The organism is uncultured Sulfitobacter sp. (assembly GCF_964021855.1).
Classification (GTDB): domain Bacteria; phylum Pseudomonadota; class Alphaproteobacteria; order Rhodobacterales; family Rhodobacteraceae; genus Sulfitobacter.
Genome location: NZ_CAXHZD010000002.1, coordinates 273,009 through 292,393, shown reverse-complemented (window position 1 = coordinate 292,393; position 19,385 = coordinate 273,009). Strand labels below are relative to the sequence as shown.

The window sequence follows — 19,385 nt, the reverse complement described above, 5'->3', positions numbered from 1 at the left end:
TGGTCGGACCTTAGCCGGAACCGTTCATTTGCAAAAGAGACATGGCACCCCCGATTCAATTCCCGCGCAGTTCGGACACATAAACCCTTGCCGCCGGATCGCCCGTTATCCCCTTGCCCCCCAGTCTGCGCCAGCTACTATTAACTAAACCACCCAGACAGGAGCCACCTAATGCCATTCGATCTTGTGACCATTCCCTGCCTGTCGGACAATTATGCCTTTCTGTTGCGCGAGCAAGACAGCGGGCAAGTCGCGCTGATCGACGTGCCCGAAGCCGCCCCCATCTCAGCCAAGTTAAAGGAACTTGGCTGGACGTTGTCGGAGATTTGGCTGACCCACCACCACCCCGACCACATCCAAGGGGTACCTGATCTGACCGCCGAACATCCGGCACGTATTTTAGGGGCCAAAGCAGATGAACATCGTCTGCCCGCGCTGGATCATGCGCTCAACGACGGTGAAACCTTCCAATTCGCGGGCCATGATGTGCAAGTGATGGACGTTTCTGGCCACACGGTCGGGCATATCGCGCTTTATGTCCCTGATGCGAAATGCGTCTTTACCGCCGATAGCCTGATGGCGCTTGGCTGTGGTCGCCTGTTCGAAGGCACGCCCGCGCAGATGTGGGACAGCATGCAAAAGCTGATGAAACTGCCCGCAGATACCATCGTTTGCTCAGGCCACGAATACACCCAATCAAACGCAAAATTTGCGTTAACGGTTGATCCTGAAAATCAGGCACTTATATCTCGTTCAAGAGAAATCGATCAGGCGCGCAAGGATGGCGTGCCGACGGTGCCCTCGACGCTTTCAACGGAACTTCAAACCAATCCGTTTTTGCGCCCCGCCGATCCGGGCATTCGCGCACAACTGGGAATGGTAAACGCCACCGACACTGATGTGTTTGCTGAAATTCGCGCCCGCAAAGACAGGTTCTGAGCGCCGCAATCATGGTCAAAACCACCCGTTCACGTTAATTGTGACGAGAATACTACAAAAAAGCCTTGAAGCTTTGCCATGATCAACCAAACTCTAATACTATGAGGCCATGTTCGGCTCAGGTACGCCTATCCCGTAGGCACCGAACCGACACAGATCGAAAAGGAGCACGCCCGTGCCTTCATTCTCGTCTACTTTAGAACAAGCCATCCACTCCGCTTTGGCGCTAGCAAACGCGCGCAAGCACGAGTTTGCAACGCTTGAACATTTGCTGCTGGCCCTGATTGATGAACCAGATGCGGTTCAAGTCATGAAAGCCTGTTCGGTCAACATGACGGAACTGCGCGAAACCCTCGTTGAATTCGTCGACGAGGACCTGAGCAATCTGGTGACCGATATCGACGGTTCTGAGGCCGTGCCAACCGCTGCGTTCCAGCGGGTTATTCAGCGCGCCGCGATCCATGTGCAATCCTCGGGCCGCACCGAAGTGACCGGCGCGAACGTGCTTGTCGCGATCTTTGCCGAACGCGAAAGCAACGCCGCCTACTTCCTGCAAGAACAGGATATGACCCGCTATGATGCGGTGAATTTCATCGCCCATGGCGTGGCAAAAGACCCTGCATTCGGTGAACCACGCTCTGTCTCGGGTGCCCCCGAACACGAGGAAGAAACCCAAGGCGTGACCGACGGCGACAAGAAAGAAACCGCGCTTGAGAAATATTGCGTGGATTTGAACGCCAAGTCGCGCGAAGGCGACATTGATCCGCTGATCGGCCGCGAAGCCGAGGTCGAGCGGTGCATTCAAGTGCTGTGCCGCCGCCGCAAGAACAACCCACTTTTGGTCGGTGATCCGGGCGTTGGTAAAACAGCCATCGCCGAAGGTCTGGCGCGCAAAATCGTTGCGGGCGAAACACCCGAAGTGCTTGCCGAAACCACCATCTATTCCCTCGACATGGGGGCCCTGTTGGCCGGTACGCGCTACCGCGGTGATTTCGAAGAGCGTCTGAAAGCCGTCGTAACCGAGCTTGAAGAGCATAAAAACGCTGTGTTGTTTATTGACGAAATTCACACCGTCATCGGCGCTGGCGCGACATCAGGCGGCGCAATGGATGCGTCTAACTTGCTGAAACCTGCGCTTGCGGGCGGCAAACTGCGCACCATGGGTTCAACAACCTACAAAGAATTCCGCCAGCATTTTGAGAAAGACCGCGCCCTTGCACGTCGTTTCCAAAAGATCGACGTAAACGAGCCGTCTGTCGAAGATGCGGTGAAAATTCTGCGCGGTATCAAGCCTTACTTCGAGGATCACCATTCGGTCAAATACACTGCTGACGCGATCCGTACCTCTGTGGAACTGGCACACCGTTATATCAACGACCGCAAATTGCCGGATTCGGCCATCGATGTGATCGACGAAGCCGGGGCCGCACAACATCTCGTCGTCGCCTCAAAGCGGCGCAAAACGATTGGTACGAAAGAGGTCGAGGCTGTGGTCGCCAAAATCGCCCGCATCCCGCCTAAGAACGTGTCGAAAGACGATGTTGTAGTCCTCAAGGATCTCGAAGCATCGCTTAAGCGTGTTGTGTTCGGTCAAGACAAAGCGATTGATGCGTTGGCGTCAGCGATCAAGCTGGCCCGTGCGGGTCTGCGCGAGCCGGAAAAACCCATCGGGAACTACCTGTTCGCGGGTCCAACCGGCGTGGGTAAAACCGAGGTCGCAAAACAATTGGCCGACACCCTGGGTGTAGAGCTGCTGCGCTTTGACATGTCCGAGTATATGGAAAAGCACGCCGTTTCGCGGTTGATAGGGGCCCCTCCCGGCTATGTCGGGTTTGATCAGGGCGGCATGCTGACCGACGGCGTCGATCAACACCCGCATTGCGTGCTGTTGCTTGACGAGATGGAGAAAGCACACCCGGACGTCTACAACATTCTGTTGCAGGTGATGGACCACGGCAAGCTGACCGACCACAATGGCCGGACTGTCGATTTCCGCAATGTTGTGCTGATCATGACGTCCAACGCGGGTGCATCCGAACAAGCGAAAGAGGCAATCGGCTTTGGCCGTGATCGCCGCACCGGAGAGGACACTGCCGCAATCGAGCGGACGTTCACGCCGGAATTCCGCAACCGTCTGGATGCCGTGATCAGCTTTGCGCCACTGCCCAAAGAAGTCATCATGCGTGTGGTCGAGAAGTTTGTTCTGCAGCTTGAAGCACAATTGATGGACCGCAATGTCACGATTGAGCTGTCCACCAAAGCCGCTGAATGGCTGGGCGACAAAGGCTATGATGCGAAAATGGGTGCACGTCCTTTGGGCCGCGTGATCCAAGAATACATCAAAAAGCCGCTGGCCGAAGAATTGCTGTTCGGCAAATTGGCCAAGGGTGGTGTCGTCAAAGTTGGCGTCAAGAAAGGCGAATTGGACCTGACGGTTCTGGGGGCAGAAAACCCCAAGCTGACAGGAAACAAGCCGCCGCTCTTAACGGCAGAATGAAGCTAACCGGCGCGGCGCTCAGCCTCGCCATGGCCTCTGCCAGCCCCGCGCTGGCAGAGGCCTTTTTGCTTTCATTGCCCATCGACTGCGATCTCGCCACTGACTGCTATATTCAGCAATATGTCGACAGCGACCCGTCGCCCGTCGCCTCGGATTTCACCTGTTCCACGCTCAGCTATAACGGTCACAAAGGCACCGATTTTGCCCTGACCAGCCGCCGCGATATCAGGCGTAACATCCGCGTTTTAGCCAGCGCCGCCGGGCGTGTTAAAGGCGTGCGGGACGGTATGGACGATGTCAGCTATTCCGCTGCCCACGCAGATGACATTACTGGCCGTGAATGTGGAAACGGCGTGGTTATTGATCATGGGGACGGTTGGGAAACCCAATATTGCCACCTGAAAAAGGGGTCGGTGATTGTAAAACTTGGCCAACAGCTGTGGCAGGGGCAGGAATTGGGCTTTGTGGGCCAATCCGGCAAGGCCGCATTCCCGCATCTGCACCTGTCCGTGCGCAAAGATGGCAAGGTGATTGATCCCTTTGACCCCGATGGCATCGCGACCTGCGCCACCCCGGGCGACAGCAACCTGTGGAAGGATCGCCCAGACTATCGGCCCGGTGGCTTGATCGGTGCCGGATTTGCGCGGGAAATCCCTACGTTTGATGACATCAAAGCCGGTACAGTCGATGCGCAGACACTGCCGACCGATGCGCCCGCCTTGGTGATTTGGGGGTATCTGTTTGGCAGCCAACCCGGCGACATCCTAAAACTGTCGATCACCGGCCCCCAAGGCGTGGTAATCGCGGATGACGTCACATTGACCAAGACACAGGCACAATCCTTTCGCGCTATCGGTAAAAAGCGCCGGGGCAAACCTTGGCCCATGGGCAGCTATAGCGGCGAAGTGACCCTGATGCGCGGCACAGATACCCTGGGTCACGAGACGGTCCAAATCGACGTCCGGTAACTCTATTTTTCGGTAAACTTCAGCTCGATCCGGCGATTTTGTGCGCGGGCTTCTTCGGTATCACCGGTCGCGACGGGCTGGTATTGTCCGAACCCGTTTGCGGCCAGTCTGTTCGGCGATATCCCTAAGAAGTTGATCATATATTTCACCACGGACAAAGCGCGGGCTTGGCTAAGTTCCCAGTTGTCCTCGAACTCCCCCAGCCCCGAAAGCGGTTGGTTGTCGGTGTGACCGTCCACCCGAATGACCCAGTCGATCTCGGGTGGGATCTCTGACGCTACATTGCGCAGGATGCTTGCGACCTTGGCAATTTCATTCCGGCCATCGTCCGACAGCGTGGCGGCCCCGGGCGGGAATAACACCTCGGACGAAAATACAAATCTGTCCCCTTCGATACGCACGCCGGCCTGATTGCCCAATAGATTACGCAGGCGGCCAAAAAACTCTGATCTATACTGCTCAAGGTTTTTCGTTTCTGCCTCCAGGCGCTTGCGTTCAGCGGCTTCCAGCTCCGCGCGGCGGCGTTCTTCGGCGGCGACGCGGGCCAATGCCGTGTTCAGGTCTGATCCAAGCGACTGCAACTGCACCTCTTTCGCGGCATCGCGCGCCACGGCGTCATCCAGCAAGGCCTGCAATTCACCCAACTGCCCACGCAAGGACGCGACCTGCTGGTTCAACAATTCTGTCTGACGCTGCGCTTTGGCGCTGATCTCTTGCTCCTCGGTCAACGCAGTCCGCGCCACCGCCAAAAGTGCGGCCCGCTTTTCTGCATCTGTCATTTGCGCGGCGGCCTGTGCAGCGGCCTCCTGCCGCGCCGCTTCGGACGCATCCAGCTGCGCATTCAATTCGGCCTCGGCGGCACGGGCGGCGGCCAACAACGTCAACGTGTCTTCGGCATCTTTGCGCTGCGCCTCAAGCGCGAGCGTCATGGCGGTTAGCTCTGCATCCGCATCCTGCAACTTGGCCCGCAGCAACTCTGCCGCTGCGGCCTCTGCCAGCTTGGCAGCTTCAGCATCTGACAGCGCATCAACGGTTGCCAACCGGTCAGCTTCCGCTTGTGCGAGGGCTGCGGCATTGGCCTTTTCTGCACTGGCCAGTTGCGACTGCACGTCGGCATTGCGGGCGCGCAGATCGGCAACCAGTGCATCCAGCGCTTCGCGGCGCGCAGCGGCCAGCCGTGCCGCTTCGGCCTGCGCATCTGTTTCGCTGCGCGCCTGAGCCAAAGCAAGGTTGAGCGCCTCTTGCGCGCTGAGCAAATCGGCTTGTTCACCTTCAAGCGAGGTGACACGCGCCTGCGCGTCGTCGCGTTGCGACAGCAAACTCGCTACCTGTGCCTCGAACGACGTGATCTGTGCCTGCGCATCCTGCAACTGCGCGGCCTGCGCTTGCGCGGTTGATGTCAGCGATGCGATCAACGCCGCCTGCTCTGCCGCCCGATCCTGAGCCGATGTAAGCGAAGCGTTCAACGCCCCCACCCGTGCCTCAAGATCGGCACTGGTCTGGCGTTCCATCCCAAGGGCTTGCGCAAGGGCAGCGACCTCACCCGAGAGGGAATTCAATTCGTCTTCCTGTCCGCTGATCCGTTGGGTTTGCACCGCTTGCAGTACCATAAAAATGGTCAACACAAACATCAGCACCAGCAAAAGCCCCGTCATCGCATCGACGAAACCCGGCCAGATGGAGGATTGAAACCGTGATCCTGAGCGTCGGGAAAGCGCCATCCTAGCTGTCCTCGGACGTGGGCTTATCCGGGCTGCGCATGCGGCGTGGTTCTGGGGCGCGCGGTGCGGACAGCGCCTTGGCCAGCAAGGAGATATCTTTGCGCAGCTCGGCCATCGTTTCTTGCCGCCCGGCCGAGATTTCCTCGAGTATCCGCAGCATCTGAACGTCGATCGACCGCAGGCGCATGCGGCTTTCGGCATCAACCTGATCGTCGGTTTCTTGCCCTTCCAGCACTGCGATCATGCGTTCTTGGCCTTTGGCGATCCGGTCCAGGCTGTCGTTGGTTATGTCGCCCTGCGTATTGCGTTCCGTCAGCGCCCCAACGGCCGTGGCAAGCATCCCGAGACGCGTGTTCAAAGCCATCTGGCTTTCTGTCGACTGGCCGATCAGTTCTCGGAACGTGTCCATCTGTTCGGTAATGTGGTCCAGCACACCTGCGACCGCACCCTGATCTGAAGGGCCGTCTTCCCCGGCTGAAAAACCGATCCGCGTGATCGAGCTGAGCCAGTCTTCCAGTTCTTGATAGAACCGGTTTTGGCCGTGCCCTGCGAATAGTTCGAGCAGTCCGACAACCAGCGACCCCGCCAAGCCCAGCAAGGACGACCCAAAGGCAACGCCCATACCGCCCAGTTGCGATTCAAGTCCGGTCATGAGCCGCGCGAACATATCGGTGCTACCGTCGCCCTCTTGCGGGGCGAGGCTGCGAATGGTTTCAACCACCGCCGGAACAGTCGTCGCCAATCCGTAAAAGGTCCCCAAAAGGCCAAGGAAGATCAACATGTTGACGATGTAGCGCGTAATTTCGCGCGCCTCGTCTATGCGGGTACTTACCGAATCCAAGATCGATCGGGTTGATGTCGCGTTTACCTGCATCCGTGCGCCGCGTGTGCGCAAAAGCGATGCAAGCGGAGCCAGCAACTGCGGGGCAACCGTATCAGGGTCCGGCGCGTCCGAGGCAAAGTTTTCGATCCAGCGCACCGATCCGATCAGTTGTAACACCTGATAGAAACAGGCGATCACACCGATGAAAAACACCGCAATAATGACGCCATTCAGATAGGGGTTTGCGGCAAAAATGGGCAAGACGCTGGGCAGTGCCAAAAACGCACCCGCCCCGGTCAGCCCCAGTGCGATCAGCATCAACGTAATCTGCCGTACCGGCTGGGAAAATTGTGGTTTAGACTCGCGGTCTGACTGCGCCATGCCTCATTGATCCTGACACTTTTGTGCTTCTATTGTGGTACCTTACACCCAACCCCGACCATTATGCCAAGGATTTATGCGCAAAGCTGCTTCACACGGTTGTGCAACCACTCGAGCGACGCGTCATGCAGCCCGATTTGCGACAGGTGGCTGGCCGTGTTGAACAAATATTCCGTATTGGGGCCCATGCCCCCCACAGCGGTTGTGATAATTTGGGCCTGTTCTTCCAAGGGCATGCCGCCGCAATACTGGTCGTGATCCGCATCAATCACATAGACCAACGCCGCAACGGTACGCCCGTCCGTCAACTGAACATCAAGGGTTTTTTCCACATAGGCCGAAGAGATCAGTTCGCGTTCGCGCAGGTATTCAAGCGTCTGTTCCTCTTGCCCCGGTGCGACGCGCAGCGCCATGCCATCGCACGCCCTGCCTGTCATCGCATCAAGCGCCAGCACCAAGCCCGGATGATCAACCGTGCCGCGATGGTGGATCGAGCGCATGCAAAACGACCGGGCATATCCCGGCAGGCGGCCGATCACGCTTTCCGCGACGTCAAACCCCGGTTTCCACAGCAAACTGCCGTATCCGAACACCCACATTTCCATCCTACTGGTCCTTTGTCTCCCGCATGGTTAAAGCGGGTTCATCTGTCGTGTTAATAAGGTTTTTGTCGCCATGGGCAAGCTGATCGGAATAGTCGTTGTTGTCGCCGTTATCTGGTGCGGGTGGTGGGCGATTGCCTCTGCCGGTATGCAGCGCGGCATTGTCAAATGGCTGGATGCGCGCCGTGGCTTGGGCTGGCAGGCTGACGTTAAAGATGTGCAAAAACTTGGCTTCCCCCTGCGCTTGCACAGCCGATTGAACGATGTCGCTGTTGCGGACCCTACCACGGGCGTCGCGGTCAGCATGGACCGGCTGGATATTTCAACGCCGACCTATTGGCCGGGATATGTCACCGTGGCGCTGCCGGAAACACCGATCACTTTGGCCAACCCAAATTTGCGCGCCACCTTGACCGCGAAAAAGGCCGTCGCTGATTTACGCCTGCGCCCCGGCACGTCGCTGCAGTTGGAAAGCCTAGGCTTGTCCGGTGGCGCATGGTCGCTGGATAAGGGATCAGACAGTATCGTTGCAGCGGACACGATTGATTTGACGATGATCCAGCAAGCGGCCAACACGCCGGTTTATGCGCTGAATATGAACGCAGACAACCTTGCCCCCGGCACGTCTTCGCGCAGTTTTGTGGGGTTGTCCGACGACTGGCCGGCGACATTTGACGCTTTCACCGCCGATCTGACAGTCACCTTTGACAGCATGTGGGACCGTCGCGCGCTTGAGCGCCGCCGCCCGCAGCCCCGCGTGATCGATCTAAAGCGCGCGCATGTCACTTGGGGCGACATCGAAATTCTGGCCACCGGTGATTTGACCGTGAACGAAGACGGACTCATCGGGGGCGAGCTGGCCGTGAAGGCCGAGAACTGGCCCGCCCTGCTGGATATGGTGGAAAGTGCCGGATACCTGCCGCCCAATATGCGCCCACAGGCCGAACAAATGCTAAAAGGGCTGGCGCAAATGACCGGCAAGACAACGGGCCTCGACCTCACGCTCAGCTTTAACGAAGGGCGCATGTCGATGGGATTCATTCCGCTGGGCCGCGCGCCCCGCATTATCCTGCGCTAGGGTTACCGGCAGTAAGATCCGTTGCGATACCGGGCCGTATCAAAATGGAAATGGTCCTGATGAAACCGGTCGGCGTTCGGGCCTAAAACGGTGCCGAACGGCCCGCAGGCCCCCTTGTGCACGCGCCGCATCGCTTTCCTGCTTTGGGCAGCGTTCCAACCGTTCAGCACGGTCACCTCGGCACCGCTGTGTAGTTGGAACGCCGAAATATCAATGGCGCGGCCGCGCCCGTGTTCCGATATCTTGCCGCCCGGCAGATTGTTCCGCGTCCGGCAGGCGTAATGCGCGGCCACACGCAACCCCCGCAGCCCACCCTTTTTGGCAAAGGCGGGCTTTGCCGATCCTTCGATCCACCCCTTAAGGGCCGTTGCTGTGGTGCAATCCATCACTGCCGCCTGGCTTAGCCTGACACCTGAAACCGATTCGACCTGCACGGCATTATCGATCCCACAGCCCCTAAGCTTGGGTTTCACGCGGCCAATTGCCTTGCCTTGAATTGCGATGTCACCGCACACCGCCCCTTTGGCCAGCAATGCGCGCTGCGTTTGAGCCTGTTTTTCAACGCGCCTGCTGCGCAAGTTGGGCCGCAGCGATACCACGATCCCGTTATCACGCGTGATTGCGGTTTCAGTCACATCAGCGCGCAGGTTGGGCCGGATGCTACCAGATGGCTCAAGCGTCAGAATATTACCGCGCAATACAGGACGCAGCGATCTGTCTGGCCCTGCCACGGCTGCGCCGGACAGCAAAAGGCATATACATGCCCAGCGGATCATTTCTTGGCCGGTTGGCGACCAAAGTTCGGGGCGTCCGTATCTTGCCCCGCCTCAATGATACCGCGGCGGATGGCACGTGTGCGGGTGAAATAAGCGTGCAAGTGGTCGCCATCCCCCGTGCGAATGGCGCGTTGCAGGGCAAAGAGTTCTTCCGTGAACCGCCCAAGAATCTCAAGCGTCGCGTCCTTGTTCGTGAGGAACACATCGCGCCACATGGTCGGATCAGACGCTGCAATCCGGGTGAAATCCCGAAAACCAGCGGCGGAATATTTGATAACTTCGCTATCGGTCACGCGGCGCAAATCATCTGCGACACCCACCATCGTGTAGGCGATCAGGTGCGGGGCATGGCTAGTGACGGCCAAGACAAGGTCATGATGCTCTGCATCCATTTCCTCGACATTGGCACCCAGACCCTCCCAAAGGTTCCGCAAGCGCGACACCGCATTGGCGTTGCTGTCTGGCACCGGCACCAACAGGCACCAGCGGTTATCAAACAGTTCCGCAAAGCCACTGCGCGGGCCGGAATGTTCTGTCCCCGCCAAAGGGTGTGCCGGAATGAAATGCACGCCCTCGGGCAAAAGCGGCCCGACTTGGGCGATCACATCCGCCTTGACCGATCCCACATCGGTGACCGTACAGCCCGGCTTCAAAAAGCCTGCCATCTCGGCCGCGACGGACCCCATGACACCGACCGGAACACAGAGCACAACCAAATCCGCATCTTCGACGGTCTTGGCAATAGAATCACAAACCTCGTCACACAGGCCAATTTCGCGCGCCGTGTCGCGGGTTTCAGCACTGCGGGCAAAGCCCGACACGGTTCCGGCAAGTCCGGCCCGCTTCATCCCCCAAAACATTGAGGACGCGATAAGGCCAAGCCCGATCAGGGCGACTTTGTTGTAAATCACAGGCATATCAATCGCCCTTAAACTGGCGGATGGCATGAACGACACGGCGGCACGCGCTTTCATCGCCCACGGTAATCCGCAGACAGGTTGGCAGTTTGTAGCCTGCCACGCGACGCACGATGAGCCCTTGGGTTTTCAGATACTCATCACAGGCCTCGGCCTCTGATTTTGATTTGAACCGCGCGAGGATGAAGTTGGCACAGGAAACATCCGACGGCACGCCGATTTCAGCCAAAGCGTCCGCCATCCAGTTCCGCCACCGCGCATTCTCGATCCGGCAGTGGTCTGCATAATCGACATCCTTTATCGCGGCTTCGGCAGCATTTACAGCAGCTTGGGACAGGTTAAATGGCCCCCGCACGCGGTTCAGCACCTCAATGATATGCGCGGGCCCATAGCCCCAGCCGACGCGCAAACCACCCAAGCCGTAAAGCTTGGAAAACGTGCGCGTCATCACGATATTTTCATGCGCATCAACCAGCGCCGCACCGCCATCATACCCTTCGACATATTCGGCATAGGCACCGTCAAGCACCAGAATGGCCTTCTTTGGAATGCCATTCGCCAGCCGCTCAATCTCGCTTAGGCCGATCATTGTGCCTGTGGGGTTATTGGGGTTGGCGATGAACACCAGCCGGGTTTTGTCAGTGCAGCCCGCCAGCAACGCATCCACATCTGTGACCCGCTCGTTTTCCTTAACCTCGACCGGCGTCGCCCCGTTCGCGAGGGCGGAAATGCGGTACATGCCGAACCCGTGTTCGGTGTGCAGCACTTCTGTGCCTTCGCCGGAATACGCCTGACAAAGAAAGGCAATGATCTCGTCCGAACCGGCACCGCAAATGATGCGATCCGCATCTAACCCGTGAACAGCTGCAATCGCCTGACGCAGACGGCTGTGATCAGACGTCGGATATCGATGCAAATCATAGGACGCATCGCGAAACGCCTTGATCGCGGCCTCGGATGGCCCCAACGGGTTTTCATTCGAGCTAAGCTTGATCACGTTATCAAGCCCATCCACATGCGACGCCCCGCCTTGGTAAAGGTCGATGTCCATAATGCCGGGCTGCGGACGAATTGCGGTTGTCATCTGTTAAATCTCCTGTCGGGCGGACCATAGACCCGCACCCTAATCAGCGCCACCTATGATGTTGGCCCTGCGTCACTTGCGATATGCCCGACGCCTGCACCTTGATCAAACGGAAAAGGGCCGCGCCGGTATTCTCCAGCGCGGCCCCTTGGCAATAGATATGCGAGGAACCTTAGTTCTTCGCGTAGAATTCGACCACGAGGTTCGGTTCCATCACGACAGGGTAAGGTACATCGCCCAAAGTTGGGGTGCGCACGAATGTTGCTGTCATTTTGGAATGATCGACGTCCATGTAATCAGGGACATCACGCTCGGCCAGTTGAGTGGCTTCCAGCAATGCTGTCATCTGCTTGGAACGATCACGTACTTCGATCACGTCGCCTTCTTTTACGCGGTAGGAAGGGATGTTAACCTTCTTGCCGTTCACTTTGACATGGCCGTGGTTCACGAACTGGCGCGCAGCGAAAACAGTCGCAACGAACTTGGCACGGTACACAACCGCGTCCAAACGACGCTCGAGCAGACCAATCAGGTTTTCACCTGTATCGCCTTTTACACGCTCGGCTTCGCCGTAGATGCGGCGGAATTGCTTTTCGGTCAGGTCGCCGTAGTAGCCCTTGAGCTTTTGCTTGGCGCGCAGCTGAATACCGAAGTCGGAAATCTTGCCCTTGCGGCGCTGACCGTGCTGGCCGGGGCCATATTCGCGACGGTTTACTGGGGATTTAGGACGGCCCCAGATGTTTTCGCCCATGCGGCGGTCAATTTTGTGCTTGGCAGCGGTGCGTTTAGTCACGGCTGTTCTCCTTTTTATGGCCCTTGCGGGCGGTAAAGGGCGTTGTCCTCTGGCATAAAGCCTGACAGGGTTCCCCTTGCAGGGTCCACCAACACCAATGAAGCCGCGCTTATACGAGGGTTCAGCGCGGAGTCAATGCGAGAAGTTTGAATATGGGGCCAAAGGCGACTTTGACGTAGTCGCCCACCCCAATCGATCCGATTTTCCATCAAATTAACGATGTATTAGCCAAATAACCCTTACGGTCGCCGGCGTTAGGGACTGCCCTGCTACTGCGCCAAAGTAGCAATAGGTATCCCTTGGGGCTGCACCGTATATACGTCCAGTTTTTATGCGTTGTCTAAATCGCACATTCGTTTATCAAGGCGGCGGGGAAAATAATAAGAAAAGCAGGCATATGAACGACGATTCCAAAGTTTTCGGGCAATCCGCGAACGCCATTCCGGCGCGCGACTGGATCAAGGTCCTTTCGAACTACCGCGATCCCGATGCTGTAAGAAGCACTTTCGAGCTGGCGGTAACGGTCGTGCCATTTATCGCGTTGTGGTCTTTGGCGTGGGCATCATTGTCCATCACGCCTTGGCTGACCCTCGCTATCTCGGTCTGCAACGCGGCGTTTTTGCTGCGCCTGTTCGCAATTCAACATGATTGCGGCCACTATGCATTTTATTCAAACCGATCCCTGAGCGACTGGCTGGGCCGTGTTCTGGGCGTTCTGACTTTGACACCATATGATGTCTGGAAACGTTCGCATTCGATGCACCATAGTACGTCAGGCAATCTAACGCGCCGCGGCATTGGTGATATCGACACCCTTACTGTTGCCGAATACCGCGCACTTACCCCGAAAAAGCGCCTGTATTACCGCCTGTATCGCCATCCGCTCGTGCTGTTTGGCTTGGGGCCGCTGTACCTGTTCTTTATCCAACAACGGGTTCCCATGGGGCTGACCAAGCACGCCCGCTATTGGGTCAGCGCAATGTGCACCAACGCGGCAATCCTTGTTGCGCTGTCGATCGTTTTCTACTTTGGCGGCATCAAGCCAATCTTGCTGATTTTCTTGCCCACGACCCTTTTGGCGGCAACCGCTGGCGTCTGGCTGTTCTACGTTCAGCATCAGTTTGAAACCACCCTATGGGATGTAGACCCCACATGGGACATTCACGAGGCGGCGCTAAACGGCAGTTCCCACTACAAGCTTCCTGCACCTTTGCAATGGCTGAGCGCGAATATCGGCATCCATCACGTGCACCACCTGTACAGCCGCATTCCGTTCTATCGCCTGCCCGAAGTGTTGCGCGATCATAACGCGTTGGCGCAGATCAACACCCTGACACTGCGAGAAAGCTTTGCAAACGCGCGCCTGCATTTGTGGGATGAAAGCAGCAAACGGCTGCTGTCATTTGCGCAGGCCAGAAAAGCAAAATAACGCGGTTAAGGCTTTGCCTTATTCCTTTGTCATCGACGCGACCACGTCGTGTCGGTGGCAGGTGACAAGGTGATCGTTCACCATGCCCACGGCCTCCATAAACGCGTAAACGATTGTAGGGCCGCAGAATTTGAAGCCTTCTTTCTTTAGGTCTTTTGATATCTGCGCGGACAGTGCCGTCGACGGCGGGACATCGGCCTGAGACGCAAAACGGTTTTGCAAAGGCGACCCGCCGACGTAGTTCCACAGATACGTATCAAACCCTTCCCGAGCCTCGATCTTCTGCCAAACTCGCGCATTGGTGATCGTCGCTTCGATCTTGCCACGGTGGCGGATGATTCCGGGATTTTGCAGTAATGTTTCAACCTCGGCCTCGCCCCAATCTGCGATCACATTGGGGTCAAACCCAGCAAAGGCCTCGCGAAAGTTCTCTCGTTTTTTAAGGATTGTGATCCAGCTAAGCCCCGCCTGAAACCCGTCGAGCACCAGTTTTTCCCACAGCGCACGGCTATCATATTCGGGCACACCCCAATCAGTGTCATGATAATCAAGGTAGATTTGTTCCGGGCCGGCCCAATCGCAACGATGCATCTTCATCCTTTTCCAGCTGGCAACACCAGCTTGGCTGTTATCTGTAAAAATATTCTCTCATTAGTCGTTTAACCCGCCCTTATGGAAATATCATGCACTAACGCCCCTGAACCTAGGGCAAAGGAACCTGCCACGTGCAACAGCGGTCCAAACATCGCTTCGCCAACCTCCCCCGGGGTGGGGAAAATCCGCTGCAATATGCGGTGACACAGCGCGATAAAACGACGATCTCGATGGTGCGAGAGGCGGTCGAACACAAGCAGACGTTGATGGCATACCAGCCCGTCATACGCGACGTGACCAGCAAAAGTATCGCATTTTACGAAGGGCTCATTCGTTTGCTGGATGCAACCGGCCGCGTTATTCCAGCGCGCGACTTTATGCCAATCGTCGAAACAACCCAGCTTGGCCGCGAAATCGATGTTCTATCCCTGCGCGCCGGAATGATGGCGCTGCAACACAACCCGAATTTGCGCGTTTCAATCAATATGTCCGCGCGGTCGATCGGGTTCAGGGCCTGGACCAGCATGATGAACAGGTGGCTTGCGCGCGATCCCACAATCGGCGAACGCCTGATCCTTGAGATGAGCGAACAATCGGCAATGCTCATGCCGGAACTTGTTGCAGATTTTATCAACCGTATGCAGGATCAGGGTGTTTGCTTTGCCTTGGATAATTTCGGCTCTGGCTATACTGCCATCCGCTATTTCAAAGAGCTTTACTTTGACATCCTGAAAATTGACGGACAGTTCACGCGCGGAATCTCTAAAAACGCCGAAAACCGCGCATTGATCACGGTCATGGTATCGATTGCCGAGAACTTTGACATGGTCACGGTCGCAGAACAGGTCGAAAACGAGGATGATTCCGAAGCGTTGCGCCAGCTAGGGGTCGATTGCCAACAAGGGTATCTGTTCGGCGGGCCGACCACACGGCCCTATTGGGCGATCAATCCCGAAGTCGAAAAATCAGGTTAAACACGTCAAGATTGCCGCTTGTGCTGCGATGCAGTATATCAGACCGTAGAAGGCTAGGGGATCGCAGATGCTCTGCGAGAGGTACCCCTTTGGTCAATAACCTGAGGAAATACACATGACGAATGTTGTCATCGCATCCGCGGCGCGTACAGCCGTAGGCAGCTTCAACGGATCTTTTGCAAATACACCAGCCCACGACATGGGCGCGGCCGTCTTGAAAGAGATTGTGGCACGCGCAGGGATTGACGCATCTGAAGTGTCCGAAACCATTCTGGGTCAGGTTCTCACCGCAGCACAGGGGCAAAACCCCGCACGTCAGGCTCATGTGAACGCGGGCTTGCCCATCGAATCCGCCGCTTGGTCCATTAACCAGGTGTGCGGCTCCGGTTTGCGCGCTGTTGCCTTGGCCGCTCAACACATTCAACTGGGCGACGCCGACATCGTGGCCGCCGGTGGCCAGGAAAACATGTCGATGAGCCCCCACGCACAAAACCTGCGCCCCGGCCAAAAAATGGGCGATCTGCAGTTCATTGATACCATGATCAAAGACGGTCTGTGGGATGCATTCAACGGCTATCACATGGGCCAGACCGCTGAAAACGTCGCAGAAAAATGGCAAATCAGCCGCGATCAACAAGACGAATTCGCCGTCCGTTCCCAGAACAAGGCCGAAGCCGCGCAAAAAGCCGGTAAATTCGCGGATGAGATCGTGGCCTATACGATCAAAACACGCAAAGGCGAGACGGTTGTCGATAGCGATGAATACATTCGCCACGGTGCGTCGATGGAAGCGATGCAAAAACTGCGCCCCGCTTTCACCAAGGACGGTTCCGTAACCGCGGCGAACGCTTCGGGTCTGAACGATGGTGCCGCTGGTGCCCTGCTGATGTCTGCGGACAACGCTGAAAAACGGGGCATCACCCCCTTGGCGCGCATTGCGTCTTACGCAACCGTTGGTCTGGACCCAAGCATCATGGGTGCCGGCCCCATCTACGCATCCCGCAAAGCGCTCGAAAAAGCGGGCTGGAAGCCAGAGGATCTGGACCTGGTCGAGGCGAACGAAGCCTTTGCCGCGCAAGCCTGCGCCGTGAACAAGGACATGGGCTGGGATCCGGAAATCGTAAACGTGAATGGCGGTGCCATTGCGATTGGCCACCCTATCGGCGCTTCTGGTGCGCGAATCCTTAACACCCTGTTGTTCGAAATGCAGCGTCGCGGTGCCAAAAAGGGTCTTGCCACCTTGTGCATCGGTGGCGGTATGGGCGTCGCAATGTGTCTTGAACGCCCCTAATAAACACTGGCACGGCGCGTCCCCATGCGCCGTGCACTTCCCATCTAAATCATTTCCCAAATCCCGGCCAAAACGGTTGCAAAGCCTGTATGTGATGTCCTATCAATTCAGCACGTAATAAAATTACGAAATTGTTATCGCAAACGAAATAACATTGCCGCAAGGGAAAGGATAACCATGTCACGTGTCGCACTTGTGACCGGAGGTAGCCGAGGAATCGGGGCCGCCATTTCAACCGCACTCAAGGATGCCGGATATAACGTCGCTGCCACCTATGCTGGCAATGATGAAGCCGCTTCAAAATTCACCGAAAGCACCGGTATCAAGACCTATAAATGGGACGTCGCGGATTATGACGCCTCCAAGGCAGGCATTGCACAGGTCGAAGCGGACCTTGGCCCGATCGAAGTTGTCGTTGCCAATGCTGGTATCACGCGCGACGCACCGTTTCATAAAATGACGCCCGAGCAATGGCATCAGGTGATCGACACCAACCTGACCGGCGTCTTCAACACCATTCACCCGATCTGGCCCGGCATGCGGGAACGCAAGTTCGGTCGTATCGTGGTCATCAGCTCGATCAACGGGCAAAAGGGTCAGTTTGCACAAGTAAACTATGCCGCGACCAAGGCGGGTGATCTGGGCATTGTGAAATCCCTTGCACAGGAAGGCGCGCGCGCCGGCATCACCGCTAACGCGATTTGCCCGGGCTATATCGCCACGGACATGGTTATGGCCGTGCCTGAAAAAGTGCGCGAATCGATTATTGCGCAGATCCCGGCCGGACGATTGGGTGAGCCAGAAGACATCGCACGCGCGGTTGTGTTCTTGGCCTCAGATGACGCCAGCTTTATCAACGGCTCCACCATCACAGCGAACGGTGCGCAGTACCTCACGTAATGTGACCGCTCGATATTATGCGAAAGGCCAGCGCCACGATGCGCTGGCCTTTTTGCGTTCTTTTTAGATAGTTCTGGTTTTATCAGCCGACCTGAAAAGCCACCCCCAAAACTCAAGTGTTGCACGCGCCCGTTCGCGGTGTGCCATTTCCATTGCATTACGTGCTGCGCGGTTTGTTGTCGCTTCGATCATTTCCAGCCTCCTGAGATCAAGAATTTCTGTTCTTTCCTTAAGATGGTCCTATACTGCACATTGTACAAACGAGACTTTCTTTGCTTCACTTAAGAAAAATTGAATTGATGTGACTGACCGCCTGCCACCATTAACCGCTTTGCGCGCCTTTGAGGCCGCAGCAAGACACCTGTCGTTCGCAGCGGCAGCGGCAGAGCTTAACGTCACGCCAGCCGCGCTAAGCTTTCAGATCAAATCGCTTGAGGCACATTTCGGTGCGCCGCTTTTTAGGCGCCTCAATCGCGCTGTCGAGCTGACAGAGGCAGGCATTGCCCTTGCACCGGGGGCCACGGACGGGTTTCAAACGCTGGCCGCCGCGTGGCGCGCCGCACAGCGTACCCAAGACCATCAATCGCTTACGGTGACCGCTGGCCCCGCGTTTACGGCAAAGTGGCTGGCACCACGGCTTTTTGACTTTGCCCAAGCCCATCCAGAGATTGAGCTGAGGTTTTCTGCGTCCCTGCGCAAAGTGGACCTGGCCCGTGACAATATTGATGTGGCGATCCGATTTGGGTCCTCCGTTGATCCGGACCTTTATGCGCTGCCCCTCGCTGATGAATGGGTGACGCCGGTCATGACCCCGGAAATGGCCGCGCGCTATCCGACACCGGCCAGCCTGCGGAACGCCCCCTTGATCGTGGATGATTCGATTGCCTTTCTGGACCCGCCGGTGGACTGGAACACCTGGTTCGCGGCGATGGGTCTTGCCCCGCCCGATGCCCTAGGGCCAAGGTTTTCGCAAGCGGACCACGCAACAGATGCAGCGCTCGCAGGCGTCGGTGTGGTGATGGGACGGCGTGCGCTGGTCATCAAGGATCTGGTCGAAGGCAGGCTGGTCGCGCCCTATAACGCCGCGCTGGCCACCGGTGCGCGGTTTTGGTTTCTATGCCCCAAATCAGCCCAAGACCGCCCCCAAATCGTGGCGTTCAGGCAATGGATGATAGACGAGATCAGCAAGACATCGGACGTCGCAGATGCTATGCCGATCATCGCGCGACCACCCAGATAACGTGAATGTTTTGGGTCTCTTAGCAGGCCGCCCTACGGCATAGAAAATCGCGGGAATGGCCCCAAAACCCCGTTCTTTCAGCCAATGATGTGAATGATAAATGCGGTGGGGCCACCTGATGGGGGGCTGCCTGATCGCTGGCGGCGCTCTATTCTCGGCGCGCGCCAGCTGTGGTAAGTCTGGCTTAAGTTTTTAAGCGGTTAGTCTGACAATTTCTTCTTTTAATCGAAGCTTTTCTTTCTTCATCGTCGCAACTTTCAGATCGTCGATGCCCGGCGCGCGTTGTGCCTCCTCTACAGCGTTGCTTACCGCCATGTGTTTCCGCTTCAAAGCTTCAAGATGTGCGTCAAATGCCACTTAACTCTCCTTTGTTGGGTT

The 19,385-nt window shown here is 57.0% G+C and carries 18 protein-coding genes; 9 read left to right on the top strand and 9 right to left on the bottom strand.

Annotated elements, in window-relative coordinates:
* Positions 1 to 171 precede the first annotated feature (171 nt).
* The 3 genes from gloB (at position 172) to AADJ11_RS07660 (ending at position 4,404) form a co-directional block, all read left to right on the top strand.
* Positions 172 to 939: a hydroxyacylglutathione hydrolase gene (gene gloB / locus AADJ11_RS07670; RefSeq protein ID WP_341233940.1), complete on the top strand. Its 768-nt coding sequence runs from the start codon at positions 172 to 174 to the stop codon at positions 937 to 939.
* Positions 940 to 1,114: 175 nt separating this feature from the next.
* Positions 1,115 to 3,436 carry an ATP-dependent Clp protease ATP-binding subunit ClpA gene (clpA, locus tag AADJ11_RS07665; RefSeq protein WP_341233939.1) on the top strand — a complete coding sequence of 774 codons (2,322 nt, stop codon included), beginning with the start codon at positions 1,115 to 1,117 and terminating at the stop codon, positions 3,434 to 3,436.
* On the top strand, positions 3,433 to 4,404 hold the full coding sequence (locus tag AADJ11_RS07660; RefSeq protein WP_341233938.1) for a M23 family metallopeptidase: 972 nt from the start codon (positions 3,433 to 3,435) through the stop codon (positions 4,402 to 4,404). Before clpA ends, AADJ11_RS07660 begins: the two co-directional genes overlap by 4 nt.
* Before the next feature lie 2 nt (positions 4,405 to 4,406).
* Here the strand turns inward: AADJ11_RS07660 and AADJ11_RS07655 are convergent, their stop codons facing one another.
* From AADJ11_RS07655 to AADJ11_RS07645, 3 genes are all read right to left on the bottom strand, one after another.
* Complete coding sequence (locus AADJ11_RS07655) at positions 4,407 to 6,125, bottom strand: peptidoglycan -binding protein (protein ID WP_341233937.1); 1,719 nt, start codon at positions 6,123 to 6,125, stop codon at positions 4,407 to 4,409.
* A 1-nt stretch (position 6,126) separates the two neighbouring features.
* Positions 6,127 to 7,329 carry a biopolymer transporter ExbB gene (locus AADJ11_RS07650; protein ID WP_341233936.1) on the bottom strand — a complete coding sequence of 401 codons (1,203 nt, stop codon included), beginning with the start codon at positions 7,327 to 7,329 and terminating at the stop codon, positions 6,127 to 6,129.
* A 74-nt stretch (positions 7,330 to 7,403) separates the two neighbouring features.
* The gene (locus AADJ11_RS07645; RefSeq protein WP_341233935.1) at positions 7,404 to 7,934 is read right to left on the bottom strand and encodes a gamma-glutamylcyclotransferase; all 531 of its coding nucleotides are present in this window, start codon (positions 7,932 to 7,934) and stop codon (positions 7,404 to 7,406) included.
* Positions 7,935 to 8,004: 70 nt separating this feature from the next.
* On the opposite strand from AADJ11_RS07645, the gene AADJ11_RS07640 reads away from it, so the two are divergent.
* Complete coding sequence (locus AADJ11_RS07640) at positions 8,005 to 9,009, top strand: DUF2125 domain-containing protein (RefSeq protein ID WP_341233934.1); 1,005 nt, start codon at positions 8,005 to 8,007, stop codon at positions 9,007 to 9,009.
* Between the two features lie 2 nt (positions 9,010 to 9,011).
* On the opposite strand, the gene AADJ11_RS07635 is transcribed toward AADJ11_RS07640, so the two are convergent.
* From AADJ11_RS07635 to rpsD, 4 genes are all read right to left on the bottom strand, one after another.
* Positions 9,012 to 9,785: an extensin family protein gene (locus AADJ11_RS07635; protein WP_341233933.1), complete on the bottom strand. Its 774-nt coding sequence runs from the start codon at positions 9,783 to 9,785 to the stop codon at positions 9,012 to 9,014.
* Positions 9,782 to 10,702 (bottom strand): prephenate/arogenate dehydrogenase family protein, encoded by a 921-nt coding sequence (locus AADJ11_RS07630; RefSeq protein ID WP_341233932.1) that lies wholly within the window; start codon positions 10,700 to 10,702, stop codon positions 9,782 to 9,784. The genes AADJ11_RS07635 and AADJ11_RS07630 overlap by 4 nt, the downstream gene beginning before the upstream one ends.
* 1 nt (position 10,703) lies before the next feature.
* On the bottom strand, positions 10,704 to 11,786 hold the full coding sequence (hisC, locus tag AADJ11_RS07625) for a histidinol-phosphate transaminase (protein ID WP_341233931.1): 1,083 nt from the start codon (positions 11,784 to 11,786) through the stop codon (positions 10,704 to 10,706).
* A 172-nt stretch (positions 11,787 to 11,958) separates the two neighbouring features.
* On the bottom strand, positions 11,959 to 12,579 hold the full coding sequence (gene rpsD / locus AADJ11_RS07620) for a 30S ribosomal protein S4 (protein WP_341233930.1): 621 nt from the start codon (positions 12,577 to 12,579) through the stop codon (positions 11,959 to 11,961).
* A 397-nt stretch (positions 12,580 to 12,976) separates the two neighbouring features.
* On the opposite strand from rpsD, the gene AADJ11_RS07615 reads away from it, so the two are divergent.
* Positions 12,977 to 14,008, top strand: a complete 1,032-nt coding sequence (locus AADJ11_RS07615; protein WP_341233929.1) for a fatty acid desaturase — start codon at positions 12,977 to 12,979, stop codon at positions 14,006 to 14,008.
* A gap of 18 nt (positions 14,009 to 14,026) precedes the next feature.
* Here the strand turns inward: AADJ11_RS07615 and AADJ11_RS07610 are convergent, their stop codons facing one another.
* Positions 14,027 to 14,599 (bottom strand): DNA-3-methyladenine glycosylase I, encoded by a 573-nt coding sequence (locus AADJ11_RS07610; protein WP_341233928.1) that lies wholly within the window; start codon positions 14,597 to 14,599, stop codon positions 14,027 to 14,029.
* Between the two features lie 134 nt (positions 14,600 to 14,733).
* On the opposite strand from AADJ11_RS07610, the gene AADJ11_RS07605 reads away from it, so the two are divergent.
* The 4 genes from AADJ11_RS07605 (at position 14,734) to AADJ11_RS07590 (ending at position 19,007) form a co-directional block, all read left to right on the top strand.
* Positions 14,734 to 15,576, top strand: a complete 843-nt coding sequence (locus AADJ11_RS07605) for an EAL domain-containing protein (protein WP_341233927.1) — start codon at positions 14,734 to 14,736, stop codon at positions 15,574 to 15,576.
* A 115-nt stretch (positions 15,577 to 15,691) separates the two neighbouring features.
* Positions 15,692 to 16,867, top strand: a complete 1,176-nt coding sequence (locus AADJ11_RS07600) for an acetyl-CoA C-acetyltransferase (RefSeq protein ID WP_341233926.1) — start codon at positions 15,692 to 15,694, stop codon at positions 16,865 to 16,867.
* 177 nt (positions 16,868 to 17,044) lie between these two features.
* Complete coding sequence (gene phbB, locus AADJ11_RS07595; protein ID WP_341233925.1) at positions 17,045 to 17,767, top strand: acetoacetyl-CoA reductase; 723 nt, start codon at positions 17,045 to 17,047, stop codon at positions 17,765 to 17,767.
* A 301-nt stretch (positions 17,768 to 18,068) separates the two neighbouring features.
* Positions 18,069 to 19,007, top strand: a complete 939-nt coding sequence (locus AADJ11_RS07590) for a transcriptional regulator GcvA (protein ID WP_341233924.1) — start codon at positions 18,069 to 18,071, stop codon at positions 19,005 to 19,007.
* Positions 19,008 to 19,199: 192 nt separating this feature from the next.
* Here AADJ11_RS07590 and AADJ11_RS07585 read toward each other — a convergent pair whose 3' ends face one another.
* Positions 19,200 to 19,364, bottom strand: coding sequence for a DUF465 domain-containing protein (locus AADJ11_RS07585; protein WP_341233923.1), 165 nt, complete (start codon positions 19,362 to 19,364; stop codon positions 19,200 to 19,202).
* Positions 19,365 to 19,385: the final 21 nt, after the last annotated feature.

Bases quoted from the DNA above. Each gene is read 5' to 3' on its own strand.
- phbB (WP_341233925.1), top strand. From the start codon at position 17,045: ATGTCACGTGTCGCACTTGTGACCGGAGGTAGCCGAGGAATCGGGGCC.
- AADJ11_RS07640 (WP_341233934.1), top strand. From the start codon at position 8,005: ATGGGCAAGCTGATCGGAATAGTCGTTGTTGTCGCCGTTATCTGGTGC.
- hisC (WP_341233931.1), bottom strand. From the start codon at position 11,786: ATGACAACCGCAATTCGTCCGCAGCCCGGCATTATGGACATCGACCTT.
- gloB (WP_341233940.1), top strand. From the start codon at position 172: ATGCCATTCGATCTTGTGACCATTCCCTGCCTGTCGGACAATTATGCC.
- AADJ11_RS07655 (WP_341233937.1), bottom strand. From the start codon at position 6,125: ATGGCGCTTTCCCGACGCTCAGGATCACGGTTTCAATCCTCCATCTGG.
- AADJ11_RS07660 (WP_341233938.1), top strand. From the start codon at position 3,433: ATGAAGCTAACCGGCGCGGCGCTCAGCCTCGCCATGGCCTCTGCCAGC.
- AADJ11_RS07635 (WP_341233933.1), bottom strand. From the start codon at position 9,785: ATGATCCGCTGGGCATGTATATGCCTTTTGCTGTCCGGCGCAGCCGTG.
- AADJ11_RS07615 (WP_341233929.1), top strand. From the start codon at position 12,977: ATGAACGACGATTCCAAAGTTTTCGGGCAATCCGCGAACGCCATTCCG.
- AADJ11_RS07610 (WP_341233928.1), bottom strand. From the start codon at position 14,599: ATGCATCGTTGCGATTGGGCCGGCCCGGAACAAATCTACCTTGATTAT.
- AADJ11_RS07650 (WP_341233936.1), bottom strand. From the start codon at position 7,329: ATGGCGCAGTCAGACCGCGAGTCTAAACCACAATTTTCCCAGCCGGTA.
- AADJ11_RS07600 (WP_341233926.1), top strand. From the start codon at position 15,692: ATGACGAATGTTGTCATCGCATCCGCGGCGCGTACAGCCGTAGGCAGC.
- AADJ11_RS07630 (WP_341233932.1), bottom strand. From the start codon at position 10,702: ATGCCTGTGATTTACAACAAAGTCGCCCTGATCGGGCTTGGCCTTATC.
- AADJ11_RS07645 (WP_341233935.1), bottom strand. From the start codon at position 7,934: ATGGAAATGTGGGTGTTCGGATACGGCAGTTTGCTGTGGAAACCGGGG.